Source organism: Pseudomonas sp. BP6 (genome assembly GCF_017875935.1).
GTDB lineage: Bacteria > Pseudomonadota > Gammaproteobacteria > Pseudomonadales > Pseudomonadaceae > Aquipseudomonas > Aquipseudomonas putida_Y.
Window position 1 is genome coordinate 1,378,799 of sequence record NZ_JAGINI010000001.1, and the last position, 16,445, is coordinate 1,395,243.

General features: G+C 64.3%; 15 protein-coding genes. 7 read left to right on the plus strand and 8 right to left on the minus strand.

Annotation, left to right across the window (positions count from 1 at the left end):
* Positions 1-54 precede the first annotated feature (54 nt).
* The 4 genes from J3A98_RS06210 to J3A98_RS06225 are packed head-to-tail and all read left to right on the plus strand — an operon-like array spanning position 55 to position 3,284.
* On the plus strand, positions 55-372 hold the full coding sequence (locus J3A98_RS06210; RefSeq protein WP_209964766.1) for a hypothetical protein: 318 nt from the start codon (positions 55-57) through the stop codon (positions 370-372).
* Between the two features lie 22 nt (positions 373-394).
* Entirely contained in the window at positions 395-1,540 is a 1,146-nt protein-coding gene (locus J3A98_RS06215; protein ID WP_209964770.1) for a PQQ-dependent sugar dehydrogenase, read from the plus strand.
* A gap of 42 nt (positions 1,541-1,582) precedes the next feature.
* The gene (gene zapE, locus J3A98_RS06220; protein WP_176684901.1) at positions 1,583-2,689 is read left to right on the plus strand and encodes a cell division protein ZapE; all 1,107 of its coding nucleotides are present in this window, start codon (positions 1,583-1,585) and stop codon (positions 2,687-2,689) included.
* A gap of 13 nt (positions 2,690-2,702) precedes the next feature.
* On the plus strand, positions 2,703-3,284 hold the full coding sequence (locus J3A98_RS06225; RefSeq protein WP_021785363.1) for a DinB family protein: 582 nt from the start codon (positions 2,703-2,705) through the stop codon (positions 3,282-3,284).
* Positions 3,285-3,358: 74 nt separating this feature from the next.
* Here the strand turns inward: J3A98_RS06225 and J3A98_RS06230 are convergent, their stop codons facing one another.
* From J3A98_RS06230 to yegQ, 6 genes are all read right to left on the minus strand, one after another.
* Positions 3,359-4,357, minus strand: a complete 999-nt coding sequence (locus J3A98_RS06230) for an alpha/beta hydrolase (protein WP_209964772.1) — start codon at positions 4,355-4,357, stop codon at positions 3,359-3,361.
* A gap of 75 nt (positions 4,358-4,432) precedes the next feature.
* The gene (locus J3A98_RS06235; protein WP_209964774.1) at positions 4,433-4,870 is read right to left on the minus strand and encodes a YqaA family protein; all 438 of its coding nucleotides are present in this window, start codon (positions 4,868-4,870) and stop codon (positions 4,433-4,435) included.
* Positions 4,870-5,298, minus strand: a complete 429-nt coding sequence (locus tag J3A98_RS06240) for a DUF411 domain-containing protein (protein ID WP_176684904.1) — start codon at positions 5,296-5,298, stop codon at positions 4,870-4,872. The genes J3A98_RS06235 and J3A98_RS06240 overlap by 1 nt, the downstream gene beginning before the upstream one ends.
* A 14-nt stretch (positions 5,299-5,312) precedes the next feature.
* Positions 5,313-6,197, minus strand: coding sequence for a copper resistance protein B (locus tag J3A98_RS06245; protein ID WP_209964776.1), 885 nt, complete (start codon positions 6,195-6,197; stop codon positions 5,313-5,315).
* On the minus strand, positions 6,190-7,890 hold the full coding sequence (locus tag J3A98_RS06250) for a copper resistance system multicopper oxidase (RefSeq protein ID WP_209964778.1): 1,701 nt from the start codon (positions 7,888-7,890) through the stop codon (positions 6,190-6,192). Before J3A98_RS06250 ends, J3A98_RS06245 begins: the two co-directional genes overlap by 8 nt.
* Before the next feature lie 78 nt (positions 7,891-7,968).
* Positions 7,969-9,303, minus strand: a complete 1,335-nt coding sequence (gene yegQ, locus J3A98_RS06255; protein WP_209964780.1) for a tRNA 5-hydroxyuridine modification protein YegQ — start codon at positions 9,301-9,303, stop codon at positions 7,969-7,971.
* Positions 9,304-9,436: 133 nt separating this feature from the next.
* On the opposite strand from yegQ, the gene J3A98_RS06260 reads away from it, so the two are divergent.
* A complete protein-coding gene (locus J3A98_RS06260) occupies positions 9,437-10,498 on the plus strand; it encodes an AI-2E family transporter (protein ID WP_209964782.1) in 1,062 nt (353 codons plus the stop codon).
* A 1,832-nt stretch (positions 10,499-12,330) separates the two neighbouring features.
* Here the strand turns inward: J3A98_RS06260 and phnX are convergent.
* Positions 12,331-13,158: a phosphonoacetaldehyde hydrolase gene (phnX, locus tag J3A98_RS06265; protein WP_209964784.1), complete on the minus strand. Its 828-nt coding sequence runs from the start codon at positions 13,156-13,158 to the stop codon at positions 12,331-12,333.
* Positions 13,159-13,192: 34 nt separating this feature from the next.
* The gene (locus J3A98_RS06270; RefSeq protein ID WP_209964786.1) at positions 13,193-14,299 is read right to left on the minus strand and encodes a 2-aminoethylphosphonate--pyruvate transaminase; all 1,107 of its coding nucleotides are present in this window, start codon (positions 14,297-14,299) and stop codon (positions 13,193-13,195) included.
* A 112-nt stretch (positions 14,300-14,411) separates the two neighbouring features.
* Here J3A98_RS06270 and J3A98_RS06275 point away from each other — a divergent pair, with 112 nt between their 5' ends.
* Complete coding sequence (locus J3A98_RS06275) at positions 14,412-15,275, plus strand: LysR substrate-binding domain-containing protein (RefSeq protein ID WP_176684934.1); 864 nt, start codon at positions 14,412-14,414, stop codon at positions 15,273-15,275.
* A 57-nt stretch (positions 15,276-15,332) separates the two neighbouring features.
* Positions 15,333-16,355 carry an AraC family transcriptional regulator gene (locus J3A98_RS06280; protein ID WP_209964789.1) on the plus strand — a complete coding sequence of 341 codons (1,023 nt, stop codon included), beginning with the start codon at positions 15,333-15,335 and terminating at the stop codon, positions 16,353-16,355.
* Positions 16,356-16,445: the final 90 nt, after the last annotated feature.

The following is a 16,445-nucleotide window of genomic DNA, read 5'->3' on the forward strand; positions in this document are numbered from 1 at the left end:
CGCCTTAGGCTATCAAATCCACCAGGCGCGGCATTTTCGTACAGGAGGTGAAGCATGACCCCGACATTGCCCATCCTGGCCCTCGGCCTGGCCTTGTGCCTGCCCGCGCACGCGGCGGCGCAGCAGCCCGTGCCACGTGCTGCCGGCAACAACAACCCTTACAACAGCCCGATCCAGCGGGCCAACCCCAACAGCCGTCAAGGCAGCATGCCGCCTGCGCCACCGGTACGTGGCCCATCCACCGCCCCGTACCAGCGCCCACCCACCCTGGACAATCGTGGCATCGGCAATGGCGACAACCTGCGCCGCCAGCAGCAAACCCCGAACCTGGAACCCACCCGGCCACCGCGCGACAACCCACGTGCGCCTTAAGCCCACTTGAAAGGAATCCGGCATGCTACGAACACCCTGGCTGGCCAGCCTGACGGCCGCCGCGCTATTGCCCTTGTGGGCGCATGCGGCGGCCGAACAGCGGTTTCCCAGCGAAGAAGGTACCTTGACCGTCAGCACGCTTGCCGATGGCCTGCGCAATCCCTGGGCACTGGCCTTCCTGCCCGGCGGCAAGGACATGCTGGTGACCGAGCGCGCCGGCAACCTGCGGCTGGTCAATGCCGAAGGCAAGGTCGGCCCGTCGATCAGCGGTGTACCCAAGGTCTGGGCCGAGGGCCAGGGCGGCTTGCTGGATGTGGCGCTGTCACCGGAGTTCGGCAAGGACCGCACCGTCTACCTGTCCTACGCCGAGGAGGGCAGTGACGGCAAGGCCGGAACTGCGGTCGGCCGCGGGCAGCTGTCCGAAGACCGCGCCCGGCTGGAGAACTTCACCGTGATCTTTCGCCAGCAGCCCAAGCTGTCGGTGGGTAACCACTTCGGCTCGCGGCTGGTGTTCGACCGCGACGGCTACCTGTTCATCGCCCTGGGCGAGAACAACCAACGCCCCACTGCCCAGGACCTGGACAAGTTGCAAGGCAAGGTCGTGCGTATTCTGCCGGACGGCGAAGTGCCCAAAGACAACCCCTACGTCGGCAAGGACAACGTGCGCCCGGAGATCTGGTCATACGGCCACCGTAATCAGCAAGGTGCCGCGCTCAACCCCTGGACCGGCCAGCTGTGGACCCATGAACACGGCCCGCGCGGGGGGGATGAAATCAACATTCCAAAGCCTGGCAAGAACTATGGCTGGCCGATTGCGACCCACGGCATCAACTACTCGCTGCTGCCCATCCCCGAGGCCAAGGGCGAGCATGTGGACGGCATGGTCGACCCGCACCATGTCTGGGAAAAGTCACCGGGTATCAGCGGCATGGCGTTCTACGACAGCCCGACGTTCAAGGCCTGGGACCACAATCTGTTCATCGGTGCGTTGGCCACTCAGGAATTGATCCGCTTGCAACTGGACGGCGACAAGGTGGTGCATGAAGAGCGGTTGCTCGGTGACCTGAAGGCGCGTATCCGTGATGTGCGGCTGGGGCCGGATGGGTACCTGTATGTACTGACGGAAGACAAGGATGGCGCGCTACTCAAGGTCGGCCTGACCGACTGACGCGCTCCTGCACCGAGGGTGGCAGTCGGGTAGAATGCGGCCATGGCCATCGACCCCCAAACCCTCTACCAGCAAGCCCTGAGCACTCAGGGCTACGTTGCTGACCCCGCCCAGGCCCGCGTCGTCGAGGCCTTGCAAGGCTGCTTCCAGTCCCTCGAGCAGGGCCGCCCCACCCAGGGCCTCTACCTCTGGGGCCCGGTCGGGCGCGGCAAGACCTGGCTGATGGATCAGTTCCACCAGTGTCTGCGCATACCGAGCCGGCGCCAGCACTTCCACCACTTCATGGCCTGGGTGCATCAGCGCCTGTTTCAGCTCAACGGCACCGCCGACCCGCTGCTGGCCCTGGCGGCAGAGCTGGCGCGGCAAATCCGCGTGCTGTGCTTCGACGAACTGTTCGTCAACGACATCGGTGATGCGATCATCCTCGGCCGCCTGTTCCAGGTATTGTTCGATCAGGGTGTGGTGATCGTCGCCACCTCCAACCAGCCACCCGAGCAGCTCTACCGCGATGGCTTCAACCGCGAGCGGTTCCTGCCGGCCATCGCTGCCATTGGTCGTCACATGCAGGTACTGCCAGTAGTGGGCGAGCAGGATCACCGCCTGCACCCCGGTGAAGCGCGGCAGCGCTATTGGGTAGCCGAGGCGGAGCAGGCCAGCCAGTTGGGCAAGGTGTTTCGCCAGCTCAGCCCTGAAGATACCGGCACTGATCAGCCTTTGGTTATTGGCTCAAGGCACATTCAAGTCGTGCGGCGCAGTGAGCAGGCTATCTGGTGTCGTTTCACCGATCTGTGCGATCAACCCCTGGCGGCCATGGAGTTCATGGCCTTGTGTGACCGTTTTTCCTCGATTCTGGTATCCGGCATTCCGGCGCTGGGCGGGGAACAGCGGGCGGGGCGTATTGCCCGTGGCACCGAAGATGGCGCGGCGAGGGTAGTGGCGGGCGACCGTGAACTGCCTGCACTGTCGCCCAAGGACGATGCGGTTCGCCGCTTCATTGCCCTGGTCGACGAATGCTATGACCGCCGGGTGGCGTTGTACCTGGAGGCACAGGTGCCGCTCGATGCGCTCTACACTCAAGGTTATCTGGCGTTCCCGTACCAGCGTACCCTGAGCCGGCTGCGGGAGATGCAACTGCAACGCTTCGCCTGAAAAGGAGCCGACCATGCAGCCGTTATCGCATCATCTGCTGACCCAGGCCTATAACAATGGCTGGGCCAATCACCGCCTGTACAAGGCCTGCCTGCAACTGACCCAGGACGAGTTCGTCGCCCCGCGTTGTAGCTTCTTCCCGTCGATCAAGGCCACCCTCAACCATTTGCTGACGGTGGATTGGTTTTACCTGCATATGCTGGAGTGCGAGCAGCGCGGCGAGCAGCCCGATACCGACGGCGAACGCTTTTTCGACCCGGAGCAGCCGTTTGCCACCTGTACCGACCTGCATGCCGAGCAGGCCCAGGCTGACCACCGTTTGATCGCCTACTGCCGGGGGCTGAGTGATGGCGACCTGGGCCGCTATGTGAGCGTCGTTCGGCCCGATCGGGTGCAGCGCGAGCAGCGGCTGCGTTTGCTGGCGCATCTGTTCGAACATCAGGTGCATCACCGTGGGCAGGTGCACGCAATGCTCAGTGATACAGCGGTCAGGCCACCACAGCTGGATGAGTTTTTCTGCGAGGAAGAGGCCGAGTTGCGGGCGGGCGACTTTGCCGAGCTGGGCTGGACAGAAGCGCTGGTCTGGAACGTGTAGAGGAACCCTGTGGCAGCAGCGGGCTTGCGCAAAATTCCAAAGCCTGCGCGCTCCCACAGGGGCCAATCATTGGCTCACTTGCCCAGCCATTCGACCAGGGTGCGATTGAACCGCACCGGTTCCTCGATTTGTGGCGCATGCCCCATGCCTTCGAAGGTGATCAGCTCACCTTTGGGTATCAGCTTGGCCACCTGCGGCCCTAGCTCGGCATATTTGCCCAGCTTGGCCTTCACCTCCGGCGGCGCGATATCGCTGCCGATGGCCGTGGTGTCCTTGTCGCCGATCAGCAGCAGGGTTGGCATCTGCAGGTGCTTGAACTCGTAGTACACCGGCTGGGTAAAGATCATGTCGTAGATCAGTGCCGAGTTCCACGCCACCGCTTCATGCCCGGGCCCTTTGTTCAGGCCCACCAGCATCTGCACCCAGCGTTCGTATTCAGGCTTCCAGCGCCCGACGTAATAGGTTTTGCGTTCATAGGCGCGTACGCCTTCGGCATCCAGCTTGAGCTCGCGGGCATACCACTGGTCCACGGTGCGGTAGGGCACGCCCAATGCTTTCCAGTCCTCCAGACCGATCGGGTTGACCATTGCCAGGCGTTCCACCTGCTGTGGGTACATCAGCGCATAGCGGGTGGCGAGCATGCCGCCGGTGGAGTGACCGAGCACAATGGTTTGCTTCACACCCAGCCGTTCGAGCAGGGCATGGGTGTTGTTGGCCAGTTGCTGAAAGCTGTACTGGTAATGCGCCGGCTTGCTCGACGTACAGAAACCGACCTGGTCGGGGGCGATGACCCGGTAGCCGGCCTTGCTCAGGGCGTCGATGGTGGTTTCCCAGGTGGCGGCGCAGAAGTTCTTGCCGTGCATCAGCACCACGCTGTGGCCATTGGCCTGGCCTTGGGCGGGCACGTCCATGTAGCCCATCTGCAGGGCCTGGCCTTGGGAGGTGAAGTCGAAATGCTTGAGTGGGTGCGGGTAGCTGAAGCCTTCGAGCTGGGGGCCGTAGGTCGGCGACTCGGCAGCGATGGCCGAACTGCTGGCAAGGCAGGCCAGGGCAAGGGCGGATGCGCGCAGCATGGGGGTACTCCGTGTAGGGCCGGGTTGATTGGGGCGACTGTAACAGCCAGTGGACCACGCGAAACCTGAAAGGTGTTACCAGGCCTGAAACCAGCCTAGGGTAATCATCGCAAGCACTGCATAGCGGCCAGCCTTGGCCAGGGTCACCAGCAACAGGAAGCGCCAGAACGGCTCACGCATGATCCCGGCGATCAGCGTCAGCGGGTCGCCGATCACCGGCATCCAGCTGAGCAGCAGCGACCATTGCCCCCAGCGTTGGTAGCGCTGCTGCGCACGCGCCAGCTGGGCAGCGCTGAAAGGAAACCAGCGTTTGTCGCGCAGGTGCTCGATGGCCCGGCCCAGCAGCCAGTTGACCACCGAGCCGAGCACGTTGCCCAGGGTGGCTACCAGCAGCAGGATGGCCCATGCCTCGGGCTGGCGCAGTAACAGACCGACCAGCACGGCCTCTGATTGCAGCGGTAGCAGGGTGGCGGCACCAAAGGCGCTGAGAAACAGCGCCCCCAGGCTGAGCATCAGTAGTTGGCGACCACGGTGTCCTGGCCATTCTGGGTCACCCCGATGACCTGGTAGGCATCCTTGTGGTCACCCATCTCCATGCCGGGCGAGCCCATGGGCATGCCCGGTACCGCCAGGCCCTTGAGGTCGTTGCGCTTGGCCAGCAGGCGCACCTGCTCGGCCGGCACGTGGCCTTCGACAAACTTGCCGTCGATCACCCCGGTGTGGCACGACGCCAGGCGCGGCGCCACGCCCAGGCGTTGCTTGACGGCGCTCATGTTTGGCTCGACGTGGTCATTGACGATAAAACCGTTGTCACGCAGGTGACTGATCCAGGCCTTGCAGCAGCCGCAGTTGGGATCGCGGTAGACGTCGATGGTCTCGGCGGCCTGGGCCAGGCCGGTGACGGCCAGCAGGCTCAGGGTCAGCAGGTGTTTGCGCAGCATGGTGAAGCACTCCTTTAAAAACGCAGGCGGATACCGGCGACCAGGCGGGTCTGGCCCAGGTCTTCGCCGTCTTCGCGGGCCTGGCTGGCACGCGAGCCGTGCAGGCGGTTGAAACTGAGCCCTACGTAGGGGGCGAAGCCGCGCGTGATCTCGTAGCGCAAGCGCAGGCCCACCTCGCTGTCGGCCAGCCCCGCGCCTTGCTCGCGCCCGGCGTCGTTGCGCCCGTAGAGGTTGGCCTCCAGGGTCGGCTCCAGTATCCAGCGGTTGGTCAGCAGCATAGCGTAAGCGGCTTCCAGACGCAGCGCGGTCTGTTGCCGTTCGCCTGCATAGGCGGTGGCTTGCAGCTCCAGGCCATACAACGGTGTGCCCTGGATGCCGAGGGCGGCCCAGGTTTGGCCACTGGCAGGCTTGAAGTCCTGGCGTACGCCGGCCACCAGTTCCCACCACGGGCTCACGGCATGGCCCCACAGCGCCTGCAGCTCGGCCTTGTGGGTCTTGCCCTGTTCGCGTTCGCCTTCGGTGCGCAGCCACAAGCGGTCGATATCGCCGCCGACCCAGGCGGTGGCGTTCCAGTTCAGGGCGCTGCTGCTCTCGAAATTCTGGTATTCGAGCTTGTCCACGATCACTGCCCAGTTCAGCGCCCGGTCATGCACCTGGTGCCCTGGCAATGGCGGGAATGCGGCGCGGCGGTCGGCGTCGGTGATGGCAGGCAGGGGTGTGCGAGGCTGGCTGAGGGAAGGCTGGCCATGGCCCATGCTTTCATGGTTCATGGGCATGGCCTGATGGCCCATCTGGCCGTGGTTCGTGTGTTCGAAACCCGCGGCCATCGCCCGTTCACTGGCGAGCAAGGTCAGTAGCGTCACGCCTGCCACGATGCTGCGGTTGCGGGTGTCATTCATCGACGCGTACCTCGCGGAGCATGCCGCTCTCCATGTGGTAGAGCAAGTGGCAGTGGTAGGCCCAGCGGCCCAGCGCGTCGGCGGTCACCCGGTAGGCGCGTCGGCTGCCGGGCGGGATGTCGACGGTGTGCTTGCGCACCAGGAACTGGCCATGCTCGTCTTCCAGGTCGCTCCACATGCCGTGCAGGTGGATGGGGTGGGTCATCATGGTGTCGTTGACCAGGGTGATGCGCACGCGCTCCCCGTAGGTCAGCCGCAGCGGTTCGGCGTCGCTGAACTTGATGCCGTCGAACGACCAGGCGAAGCGCTCCATATGGCCGGTCAGGTGCAGCTCGATGTCACGCGATGGCGGGCGGCCGTCCGGGTCGGGGTAGGGGCTGCGCAGGTCGGCGTAGGTCAGCACGCGGCGACCATTGTCACGCAGGCCTATGCCAGGGTCGGCCAGGTTGGGGCGCGGTGCCATGGTCTGCATGTCCACCAGCGGGTTGCCGGTTTCACTGACCGGGTGTTGCTGCATGGCCGGCATGGCGGCGTGGCTCATGCCGGCCATGTTGCCGTGGTCCATGCCCGTCATGGCATCCATGCTGCCGTGGCCCATGTCGTCCATGCTCAGCACCGGGCGCGGGTCGGGGGCTGGCACCGGTGCCTGCAGCCCGGCCGCACGGGCCAGGGTGCCGCGGGCGAAGCCGGTGCGGTCCATGCTCTGGGCGAACAGGGTGTAGGCGGGTTGGTCACCCACGGTCACCAACACGTCGTAGGTCTCTGCCACGGCAATGCGCAGTTCATCCACGCTCACGGGGGTCACCGGCAAACCGTCGGCGGCGATCACCGTCAGCTTCAGCCCAGGGATGCGGAAGTCGAAATAGGTCATGGCTGAGGCGTTGATCAGCCGCAGGCGCACGGTTTCGCCTGGCTGAAACAGGCAGGTGAAGTTGCCTTGCGGTGGTTGGCCGTTGAGCAGGTAGGTGTAGGTGGCGGCGCTGATATCCGCGAGGTCGGTTGGGCTCATGCGCATGCGCGCCCAGGCCGTGCGTTCGGCGACGGTGGGGCTCCAGCCGTTTTCGGCCACGTCCTCGATGAAATCGCCAACCGTGCGCTTGTGGAAGTTGTACGCGTCGGACTGCTTTTTCAGCGTCGCCATCAGTTGCTCCGGCGCCTGGTCTGACCAGTCGCTGAACAGCAGCACATGATCGCGCTGGTAGCGGTGCGTTTCGGGCTCGCGTGGCTCGATCACGATTGCCCCGTATACCCCGGCTTGCTCCTGCAGCCCCGAATGGCTGTGGTACCAGTAGGTGCCGCTCTGGCGCAGGGTGAACTGGTACAGGTAGTCGCCGCCGGGCTCGATGCCAGCGAAGCTCAGGCCAGGCACGCCGTCCATGTTGGCTGGCAGGATGATGCCGTGCCAGTGGATCGAGGTGTCCTGCGCCAGTCGGTTGCGCACGCGCAACGTCACAGTGTCACCTTCGCGCCAGCGCAGTAGCGGGCCGGGCAGGCTGTTGTTGACGGTCAGTGCGGTACGCGGCCGGCCTGTGATGTTGACCGGGGTCTGGCCAATGAACAGCTCGAAATGCTGGCCGGCCAGGTCTCGGCCTTCGGCGGCCTGGGCCAGCGGGCGCCACAGCCCCAGGCCCGCCAGCGTGCTGGCGGCGCCCAGGCCTTTGACAAACGTACGGCGGGAGGGGTTGCGCAACATGGCGTGGCCTCATGCAAAAGAGCCACGATGTTCGCTGCCGCCGGCTGTCAGGTAGCTGAGGTGCACATTACAGTGTTGTCAGCTTGTTGCTTCGTCGATGCGGAGGTCGCGCATCAGCAGGCCGTAGTCGAGGGCAACCTGTTCCGGGATCGGCAGATACACCACATGGCCATCGCCCGGTGCGACCTCGATGGCGTGCTGCTGACGGTTGCACAGGCGGTGCAGGTCGAAGTGGTAGTTACCGCGCGGGGTCATCAGCTCCAGATGGTCGCCCACGGCGAAGCGGTTCTTCACCTTGACCTCGGCCAGGCCGTCGACGCGCACGCCGGTCAGCTCTCCAACGAATTGCTGGCGCTCGGACACCGAGTTGCCGCGCTGGTAGTTCTGGTACTCGTCGTGCACGTGGCGACGCAGGAAACCTTCGGTGTAACCGCGTTGCGCCAGGGATTCGAGGTTGCCCATCAGGGCGTGGTCGAATGGCCGCCCGGCCACCGCGTCGTCGATCGCCTGGCGATACGACTGCACCGCGCGGGCACAGTAGAAGTGTGATTTGGTGCGGCCCTCGATCTTCAGCGAATGCACACCCATCAAGGCCAGGCGCTCGACGTGCTGGATGGCGCGCAGGTCCTTGGCGTTCATGATGTAGGTGCCGTGTTCATCCTCGAACGCTGGCATTTCAGTGCCGGGGCGGTTGCTTTCCTGCAGCAGGAACACCTGGTCGGTGGGTGCACCCAGGCCCAGGGTGGGCTGCACATGGCGCACGATGTCACCGGTGGCGTTCTCGGTGGCCGGCGTGGCGTCGTATTTCCAGCGGCAGGCATTGGTGCAGGTGCCCTGGTTGGCGTCACGCTTGTTGAGGTAGCCCGACAGCAGGCAACGGCCGGAATAGGCCATGCACAGGGCGCCGTGCACGAACACTTCCAGCTCCATGCCCGGCACCTGCTGGCGGATTTCTTCGATTTCGTCCAGCGACAGCTCCCGCGACAGGATCACCCGGCTCAGCCCAAGTTGCTGCCAAAACTGCACGCTCGCCCAGTTGACGGTGTTGGCCTGCACTGACAGGTGCACCGGCATCTGCGGGAAGTGCTGGCGCACCAGCATGATCAGGCCGGGGTCGGACATGATCAGCGCGTCCGGCGCCATCTCGATCACGGGTGCCAGGTCCTTGAGGAAGGTCTTGAGCTTGGCATTGTGCGGGGCGATGTTGACCACCACGTAGAAGCGCTTGCCCAGGGCATGCGCCTCCTCGATCCCCAGCGCCAGGTTGGCGTGATCGAACGCGTTGTTGCGCACCCGCAAGCTGTAACGTGGCTGGCCGGCGTAGACCGCATCGGCGCCGTAGGCAAACGCGTAGCGCATGGTCTTGAGAGTGCCGGCGGGGGCCAGCAGTTCGGGCTTGGCAGTAGGGCTCATGTGCGCACCGGGGCAAAAAGGCGGCGATGCTAGGGGGGATGGACAGGGTGCGTATTGATTTGCGTCAAGTGAGCGCGGCACTTTTGTCCAAGTGCGGTGCACTAATCACTCATAAGCCATGTGAGGAACTGCGATGAACGAAACCGCGCTACAGAACAAGGCCCTGGCAGTACTCTTGGCGTTGGTGACCATTGCCTTCTTCTGGATTCTTCTGCCGTACTACGGCGCAATCTTCTGGGCGGTGATCCTCGGCATCCTGTTCGCCCCGCTGCAGCGTAACTTGCTGATCCGCTGCGGGCGTCGGCGTAACCTTGCCGCAATCACCTCCACGCTGGTGTGCCTGCTTGTGGCGATCCTGCCGGTGATCATCACCAGCGCGCTGCTGGTACAAGAGGGCGCCACGCTTTACCAGCGCATCGAAAGCGGGCAACTGGACATCGCAGGTTACGTCGAGCGCGGCAAGGACATGCTCCCGGCATTCGCCCAGCGTGGCCTGGACAACATGGGCATGGGTAACCTCGACGGGTTGCGTGACAAGATCACCAAGTGGGCAACCCAGGGTAGCCAGGTATTGGCCAGCCAGGCGTTCAGCTTTGGCCAGGGCACGTTCGAGTTCCTGATCAGTTTCGGCATCATGATGTACCTGCTGTTCTTTTTCCTGCGTGATGGCCCGGACGTCGCGCGCCGGGTGCGCATGGCCGTACCGCTGCCCGAACACCAGAAGCGTCGTTTGCAGTTGAAGTTCAATCGTGTGGTGAGGGCGACGGTGAAGGGCAACGTGCTGGTGGCCATTACCCAAGGTGCGTTGGGTGGCTTTATTTTCTGGGTGCTGGACATCCCGAGTGCGCTGGTGTGGGCGGTGCTGATGGCATTTCTGTCGCTGCTGCCGGCGGTGGGCGCGGGCATCATCTGGGCGCCGGTGGCGGCGTATTTCCTGCTGACCGGGGCGATACTGCCAGGGGTGGTGCTTACCGCGTTCGGGGTGCTGGTGATCGGCCTGGTGGATAATGTGTTGCGGCCCATCCTGGTGGGCAAGGATACCCGCATGCCGGACTACCTGATCCTGGTGTCGACCCTTGGCGGGCTGGCGGTGTTCGGCCTCAACGGCTTCGTGATCGGCCCGTTGATCGCGGCGCTGTTCGTCTCCAGTTGGGCGATCTTTGCCGCGACCAAGCCGCAGATGCAATTGCCGTAATAGCGTTCTAGCTCAGGTTTGTCGGTCGTAGGAGCGGGTTTACCCGCGAATAGGCCGGGCCTGCTGGCCAATTACCACCCGCCGTTCACCGTTGCCGCTGCTACCGTATTCGCGGGTAAACCCGCTCCTACGCCGGATCGGGGGTGGACACAGGTCGGTGGTTGGGCACAGGCCGCGTGTAGGAGCGGGTTTACCCGCGAATAGGCCGGGCCTGCTGGCCAATTACCACCCGCCGTTCACCGTTGCCGCTGCTACCGTATTCGCGGGTAAACCCGCTCCTACGCCGGATCGGGGGTGGACACAGGTCGGTGGTTGGGCACAGGCCGCGTGTAGGAGCGGGTTTACCCGCGAATAGGCCGGGCCTGCTGGCCAATTACCACCCGCCGTTCACCGTTGCCGCTGCTACCGTATTCGCGGGTAAACCCGCTCCTACGCCGGATCGGGGGTGGACACAGGTCGGTGGTTGGGCACAGGCCGCGTGTAGGAGCGGGTTCACCCGCGAAAGGGCCGGGCCTGCTGGCCAATTTCCACCAGGCGTTCACCGTTGCCGCTGCTACCGTATTCGCGGGTAAACCCGCTCCTACGCCGGATCGGGGGTGGACACAGGTCGGTGGTTGGGCACAGGCCGCGTGTAGGAGCGGGTTTACCCGCGAATAGGCCGGGCCTGCTGGCCAATTTCCACCAGGCGTTCACCGTTGCCGCTGCTACCGTATTCGCGGGTAAACCCGCTCCTACGCCGGATCGGGGGTGGACACAGGTCGGTGGTTGGGCACAGTCGCGTGTAGGAGCGGGCTCACCCGCGAAAGGGCCGGCCCTGCTGGCCAATTACCACCCGCCGTTCACCGTTGCCGCTGCTACCGTATTCGCGGGTAAACCCGCTCCTACGCCGGATCGGGGGTGGACACAGGTCGGTGGTTGGGCACAGGCCGCGTGTAGGAGCGGGTTTACCCGCGAATAGGCCGGGCCTGCTGGCCAATTACCACCCGCCGTTCACCGTTGCCGCTGCTACCGTATTCGCGGGTAAACCCGCTCCTACGCCGGATCGGGGGTGGACACAGGTCGGTGGTTGGGCACAGGCCGCGTGTAGGAGCGGGCTCACCCGCGAAAGGGCCGGGCCTGCTGGCCAATTCCCACCAGGCGTTCACCGTTGCCGCTGCTACCGTATTCGCGGGTAAACCCGCTCCTACGCCGGATCGGGGGTGGACACAGGTCGGTGGTTGGGCACAGGCCGCGTGTAGGAGCGGGTTTACCCGCGAATAGGCCGGGCCTGCTGGCCAATTTCCACCAGGCGTTCACCGTTGCCGCTGCTACCGTATTCGCGGGTAAACCCGCTCCTACGCCGGATCGGGGGTGGACACAGGTCGGTGGTTGGGCACAGGCCGCGTGTAGGAGCGGGTTTACCCGCGAATAGGCCGGGCCTGCTGGCCAATTTCCACCAGGCGTTCACCGTTGCCGCTGCTACCGTATTCGCGGGTAAACCCGCTCCTACGCCGGATCGGGGGGGGACACAGGTCGGTGGTTGGGCACAGGCCGCGTGTAGGAGCGGGTTTACCCGCGAAAGGGCCGGGCCTGCTGGCCAATTTCCACCAGGCGTTCACCGTTGCCGCCGCTACCGTATTCGCGGGTAAACCCGCTCCTACGCCGGATCGGGGGTGGACACAGGTCGGTGGTTGGGCACAGGCCGCGTGTAGGAGCGGGTTCACCCGCGAAAGGGCCGGGCCTGCTGGCCAATTTCCACCCGCCGTTCACCGTTGCTGCCGCCACCGCATTCGCGGGTAAACCCGCTCCTACACAGATTGGTGGCGGACACACATACAGAGAAACCGCAGGTGTCAGAAGGCTTGCGGCATCTCGCCCTTGGCCAGGCGTCGGTTGATGTCGGCAATCACTTCGGGCAGATCGTTGATGGTGTCGATCAGGTAGTGTGGGCGGGAGCCGGCAAACAGTGCATGGATGCGCTGGCGCTCGCTTTCCAGTTTTTCGGCACTCAGCGCTCGGAAGCCTTCCCAGGTCAGGCCCAGGGCATTGCCCGAGCAGACCAGCGCCACGGTCCACATGCCGGCACGGCGGCCTTCAAGAATGCCTGGCACGGTGTCGTCCACCTTCACGCAGGCCGCTACATCGTCAATCCCCAGCGCAATCACGTTGGCCAACGCCTGGGCCGGCCATGGGCGGCCGTTCGGGGTTTCATCGGTGGCCACTACATGGTCGGCTATGTAGCCGTTCTGCGCCGCCAGTTCCACCACCTTGTCCATCACCACTTTCGGGTAGCCCGAGCACGAGCCGATCTTCAGGCCGTCCTGGCGTAGACCGGTGAGGGTGTCCAGCGCACCGGGGATCAGCGCCGAGTGCACGGCGATCTTCTCGATCTGCAGCGGCATGAAGCGGTTGTAGATGGCGGTGACGTCATCATCGGTCGGGGTGCGGCCGAACACCTTGCGGTAGCGCTCGGCAATCTCCGGTACGTCGCACAGGGTGCGGATATGGTCCCATTTGCCCATGCCCATCGGGCCTCGGGCTTCCTCGATGGACACCTGCACGTCGAACTCGGCAAAGGCCTCGACAAAGATCTGGGTGGGGGCGAATGAGCCGAAGTCGACCACGGTGCCAGCCCAGTCGAGGATGGCCGCTTGCAGTTGGGTGGGGTTGTTGTAGTTCATGTGCGCAAGTTCCTGAGTAGGGGTGGGCAAAGCGTCAGATGTCCAGCACTTCCATTTCCCGCAGCACCTCGGCCACGGCATTCACGGCGGCCTGCATGCCGTCCGCCCCGACCACACCGATACAGCCGACGCGGAAGGTTTCGACCTGGGTCAGCTTGCCCGGGTAGAGAATGAATCCCTTGGCCTTGACCCGCTCGTAGAAGTCCTTGAACTGGTAGCGGGCATCGGTGGGGGCGTGGAAGGTGACGATGATCGGCGCCTGGATTTCGGCGGGCAGAAAACTGCGCAGGCCGATGGCTGCCATGCCGTCGAGCAGCGTCTTGCAGTTGTCTGCGTAGCGCTGGTGGCGGGCCGGAAGGCCACCTTCCTCGTTGTATTGCTGCAGTGCTTCGTGCAGGGCCGCGACAACGTGGGTAGGCGGGGTGAAGCGCCATTGCCCGGTCTTGGCCATGTAGGCGTGCTGGTCGTGCAGGTCCATGGCCAGCGAGTGGGCGTTGCCTTCGGCGGCCGCCAGGGCGTTTTTTTCGGCGAAGACGAAGCCCATGCCGGGTACGCCTTCCAGGCACTTGCCGGAGGCTGCGATCAGCGCTTCGAAGGGGATTTCGCGGGCATCGATCGGCAATGCTCCGAACGAGCTCATGGCATCGATGATCAGGCGCTTGCCTTGGCGTTTGATCACCTGGGCGATTTCGGGCAGCGGGTTGAGGATGCCGGTGCTGGTTTCGCAGTGGATCAGCGCCACATGGGTGATGGCCGGGTCTTCGGCCAGCAGCCGGTCGACGTCGGCGGCCGTGGTCGGCTGGTCTTCGGCCGTTTCGAAGGTGCTGTAGGTGCGGCCCAGCACTTTGCAGATCTTCGCCAGGCGCTGGCCGTACGCGCCGTTGATCAGTACCAGAACCTTGCCATCGCGTGGCACCAAGGTGCCGATGGCCGCTTCCACGGCGAAGGTGCCGCTGCCTTGCAGGGGAACGCAGTGGTGGCTGCTGGCGCCGTCGATGATGGCCAGCAGTTGTTCGCAGACGCTGGCAGTCAATTGGTTGAAGTCACGGTCCCAGGAGCCCCAGTCCACCAGCATGGCTTGGCGGGTGCGGATTGATGTGGTCAGGGGACCTGGGGTCAGCAGAATCGGGGCGTTGCTCATTCCGTTATTCCTCGCAAGCGGTGGGCTGAAACTACGGGGCCTAGGTTGCAATTCGCGCTGCCATCAATCAAATTGTTTGTTGTTATCCCAGCTATAAGTCAGGCCGATAAATATGAACCTGTTCCAGCTACGCGCCTTCGACGCCGTGGCCCGTGAGGGCAGCTTTACCCGTGCTGCCGAGCGCCTGTTCATCAGCCAGCCGGCGGTGACCGGGCACGTCAAGGCCCTGGAAGAGCACTACCAGATCACCTTGCTGCGGCGTACCGCACGGCGCGTGGAACTGACCGAAGAGGGCACGCGCCTGGCGGCCATCACCCGCGCCATGTTCGGCCTGGCCGAAGAAGCGCAGGCCATGCTCGAGGCCAACCGCCAGTTGCTGACCGGGCGCCTGGAGGTAGCCGCCGACGGCCCGCACCGGGTCATGCCTATGCTGGCGCTGCTGCGTGAACGGTACCCAGGCGTCACCGTCAACTTGCGCCTGGGCAATGCTCAGGAGACCTTGGCTGCGCTGCTTGGCGAGCATGCCGACGTGGCGGTGCTGACCGAAATCGAGCCGCGCAAGGGGCTGCATCTGCAAACGCTCTGTGAGTCGCGCCTGTGTGCGTTGTTACCCGTGGGGCATGCCTGGGCTAGCGAGCGGGAGGACTTGCCGTTGGCCGCGCTGCACCAACAGATCATGGTGCTGCGCGAACCCAGCTCCACCACGCGGCGCACCTTCGACAAAGCCTGTATCAAGGCGGGGGTGCAACCGCGCGTACTGCTGGAGTTGGACAGCCGGGAGGCAGTAACCGAGGCAGTGGCCTCGCAACTGGGGATTGGCGTTGTTTCTTCCACTGAAGTGGCCAATGATCCCCGGGTGGTGGCACGGCCCTTAGCCGGCGAGGGCCTTGTCAACCAACACGTGATCGGCTGCCTGGAGCGTCGTCGCGAACTGCGCCTGATTCAGGCATTCCTGAGTCTGGCCGCGGGGCTGTGATGGCTGTTTGCTGCGGGGCACCCTAATATGGCCGGCAATCAGCCGACAGGACCGTCGATGAGCGACAAAGACACCATTTCCATGCAACTGGTGCGCGAAGCGCTGTTGCAGACCTGCCCTGCCGGTGAGCCTGACAGTGGCTTGCTGGCCAGGGCGGGCATCGCCGTTGAACAACTGCACCTGCCAGAGGCAAGGGTCAGTGCCGAATCCTATGCCCGCCTGTGGCGCTTGCTGGCCCGGCGCTGCAACGACGAATTTTTCGCGATGGACCCGCGCGGTCTGTGCAGCGGCAGCCTGGCGTTCATGTGCCGTGCCAGCATGGGCCAACCGACCCTGGGCGCAGGCCTGGAAACCTCGCTGGCATTTCTGTCGCTGATGCTTCAAGACATGCAGCCCAGCCTGGTGCGCCAGGAAGGCCTGGCCGAAATTGTCATCAATGAACCGCGTGACGAACCGCGCCGCGCGTTCACCTATTTCACGTTCTGGATGATCGTGCATGGTGTGGCTTGCTGGCTGGCCGGGCGGCGCATCCCGATTCTGAGCATCGATCTGCGTTGTGCCGAACCCCCCTTTTGCGACGACTACCGGGTCATGTTTTCGGAGAACCTGCATTTTGAGCGTCCACGCACACGCATGATCATTGCTTCGCAATGCCTCGACTTGCCCCTGCGCCGCAGCGAGGAGGAGTTGCAGCGTTTTCTGGCCGAAGCGCCGGGCAATATCCTGGTCAAGTACCGTGACCCGGCCAGCCTCGGGCGGCGTATCCGCACCGACCTGTTGCGCCTGGCCCCTGAGCAATGGCCTGATGCTGACAGCCTGGCCCGGCAGCTGTGCCTGTCGCCATCGACCCTGCGGCGGCGCCTGGCAGAAGAGGGGCAGAACTACCAGGGCTTGAAGGACAGCGTACGACGGGAGCTGGCGATCGCCTGGCTAAGCCAGGAAGACGTGGCCATGGGCGAGCTTGCCGAGCGCTTGGGGTTTGCCGACAGCAGCTCGTTCTATAAGGCATTTCGCAAGTGGTTCGGCTGCAACCCAGGGCATTATCGGGCATTGATCCAGGCGCGAGGGGCTGGGCACTGAAGGGCGAACACTTCCCGCTGTAGTGCATTACCGCGCGGGCCCAGAAGGCTTACCGAGCAGGCGCCGATCGAACCCGTTCCCCCTGCATCC